The 3,062-nt window shown below is 41.2% G+C and carries 2 protein-coding genes; both read right to left on the reverse strand.

Going from position 1 to position 3,062, the window contains the following annotated elements; genetic code table 11:
- Positions 1 to 357 precede the first annotated feature (357 nt).
- Positions 358 to 1,002 (reverse strand): HAD family hydrolase, encoded by a 645-nt coding sequence (locus tag ACFQZG_RS27505; RefSeq protein WP_378157947.1) that lies wholly within the window; start codon positions 1,000 to 1,002, stop codon positions 358 to 360.
- 1,500 nt (positions 1,003 to 2,502) lie between these two features.
- Positions 2,503 to 2,871, reverse strand: a complete 369-nt coding sequence (locus ACFQZG_RS27510) for a VOC family protein (protein ID WP_378157948.1) — start codon at positions 2,869 to 2,871, stop codon at positions 2,503 to 2,505.
- Between the last annotated feature and the right edge of the window lie 191 nt (positions 2,872 to 3,062).

Here is a 3,062-nt window from a genome sequence, read left to right on the forward strand (position 1 = left end):
TAGACCAATAGGATCCCATTGATTAACCAAAATTTCTACATTAGGATATAAGTCTTTATATTTCTCTTTTAGTTTTTTAACTTTTGTATTTGAAGGATGTTCCCACATAAATACTCACCTTGTTTTAATATGTATTTGGATAATTTCAGCTAACGTTGATGTATTCACGACGTCCCACCGACTTAAGGCTCCGCAAGGAGCCGGCCGCGATGCGGTTAGGTGGTGGGATGTGTCCGGCTGATTACGCCTCTTCGTATACTGAAATGCCTCATCGAATCACATCGAGCTACTGCCGGACCGAGGGGCGACAACGTCGACCCGATGCGTGAATATGGTGTTAGCAGAAGTACCCGACTTCTATGAAACAACCCTCACAATATCGTCCAGTTTATTAATGTAATATGTACAGTTTGCCTTACGTAATTCTTCTTCACTTCCATATCCGTACCCAACTCCAATAGAAGCAATACCATTGTTATTTGCTCCAACAATATCGTGTTTCCTGTCTCCGATCATGATCAAACTATCTATCGAGATTTCTTTGTTCTTAATAATGTAATTAATAATTTCCGATTTGTCAGACATTGTTCCATCAAGATTACTGCCAACTATCCACTCAAAATAGTGTTCAATTTGAAAATACTTAAGGATCTGTTTGGCAAACACAGTAGGTTTTGATGTAGCCACATACAGAGTAAATCCACTGTTCTGGAAGTTTTCTAACAACTCCAGCATTCCTGGATACAATTCATTCTCGTACATTCCGTATTCCTTAAAATACTCTCTGTAATACTCCACAGCTTGATTGGCTCGCCCCTCAGAAAATGAGTAAATATCAATAAACGAATTCTTAAGAGGAGGACCTATAAAGGGCTCTAACTTATCTAAGTCATTCTCTATAATGCCCATCTTGTTCAATGCATATTGTACAGATTTAGTTATTCCAATCTTTGGGTCTGAAATAGTACCGTCAAGATCTAATAAAATATGTTTATATTTCATGTTTTACCTGCTTTCATATTGTGTTCTCGGGTATTTCTGCTAACGTTATGTATTCACGACGTCCTACCACCTTAAGCCCGGAGGGCGGCCGCGATGCGGTTAGGTGGTGGGATGTGTCCGGCTGCTTATGCTTCCTCGAGACAGAGATGCCTCTTCGATCAACCTCTAGCTTCTTGCCGGACCGAGGGGCGACAGAGTCGTCCCGATGCGTGAATATGGTGTTATCGGAAGTTCTCGACCTCTTGATCCACTCACAAATCTGATCTTGATCTAACTCGTGCACTAGATCTTCATCTGTCTTTGATCTTCATCTGTCTTTGATCTTCATCTGTCTTTGATCTTCATCTGTCTTTGATCTTCATCTGTTTTTGATCTTCATCTGTCTTTGATCTTTATCGGTTTTTGATCTTCAACTGTTTTCGACTTCTATCCTAATGGAATTATAACCCAGTCTTTCTAAATCCGCACTTTAAATCCGCATAAATAAAAGCCGCGGTGCCGAAGTAAATCAATCTTCGGAATCTCACGCGACTACTTTGTTTAATGTATTTTCAGTACTTTAATCGTTTTTGAACGCTCTTATCAGCACTCGAGAATTTCCGATAACGTTAATGTATTCACGACGTCCCACCACCTTAAGCCCAAAGGGCGGCCGCGATGCGGTTAGGTGGTGCGGATGTGTCCGGCTGCTACTGCTTCCCCGAACCTGAAATGCCTCTCTGATTCTACTTCTAGCTTCGTGCCGGACCGAGGGGCGACGGAGTCGACCCGATGCGTGAATATGGTGTTAGCTGAAGTTCTCGACATCTTGAATCACATTCAAATTCGAACTTGAACTTCCTCGTGCTCTTATGTTGACCTTCTACTGTTTTAGATGTTTCTTCATCTGGTTTGGATCCTCAACTGTCTTTGATCTTCCTCTGTATTTGATCTTCCTCTGTATTTGATCTTCATCTGTATTTGGTCTTCATCTGTATTTGGTCTTCATCTGTATTTGGTCTTCATCTGTATTTGGTCTTCATCTGTATTTGGTCTTCATCTGTATTTGGTCTTCATCTGTATTTGGTCTTCATCTGTATTGTTCATAATGGAATTATAAACCAGTCCTTCAAATCTCGCACTTCAATTCCGCATAAAGAAGAAGTCGCGGCTCCTATAGGGTGATGTTTCCCATAATTAGCACGCGACTACTTGGCTTGTAATTATACTGTTCTAAAGGTTTAATGGACGTTCTTGCACTCGAGAATTTCAGCTAACGTTCTTGTATTCACGACGTCCACCGACTTAAGGCACCGTCAGGTGCCGGCCGCGATGCGGTTAGTCGGTGCGATGTGTCCGGCTGCTCCCGCTTCCCTGAAACTGAAATGCCTCTCCGAATCCACTTCTAACTTCGTGCCGGACCGAGGGGCGACAGAGTCGTCCCGATGCGTGAATATGGTGTTATATGCTGTTGGGGCCTTCATCGATCAACATTCAAAGTTCCTTTCATCACTTAATAAGTTATTTATTTACGATCGTTATCCGATTTCCATCTAAATCATCAAATACAAAAAAGGAGATATCATCGAACGATACAAAATCTCTTACAACTCCACCTTCATTAGTAATTAATTGTTGAGCATGCTTAAGGTCATTCGAAATGAATGAAAACAATGGGTGTTTCGCAGGTAAAAATCCTTCTTCCAAATTGCTATCTAATACAATGTTAGGGGATTGAATATCAAGATTATAAATAGTTCCATATGGTCCTGGTTTTATTGTCAGTCCTAATATTCTGCTATAAAAATTCACAGCTCTCTCCATGTTTCTTACAGGTACAAATACAAAATGAATACGGTTCTCAATCACTGCTTTGATTTCATTGGTCATTTGTTTTCATCCCTTCAATGTTTTTATTATCTTGTTCTTTTTAATGGTTTGCCCCAATTGCATATAACGTTATGTATTCACGACGTCCTACCACCTTAAGCCCGGAGGGCGGCCGCGATGCGGTTAGGTGGTGGGATGTGTCCGGCTGCTTATGCTTCCTCGAGACTGAGTTGCCTCTTCGATCAACCTCT

The sequence above is a fragment of the Cohnella sp. GCM10027633 genome (genome assembly GCF_042675445.1).
GTDB lineage: Bacteria > Bacillota > Bacilli > Paenibacillales > Paenibacillaceae > Cohnella.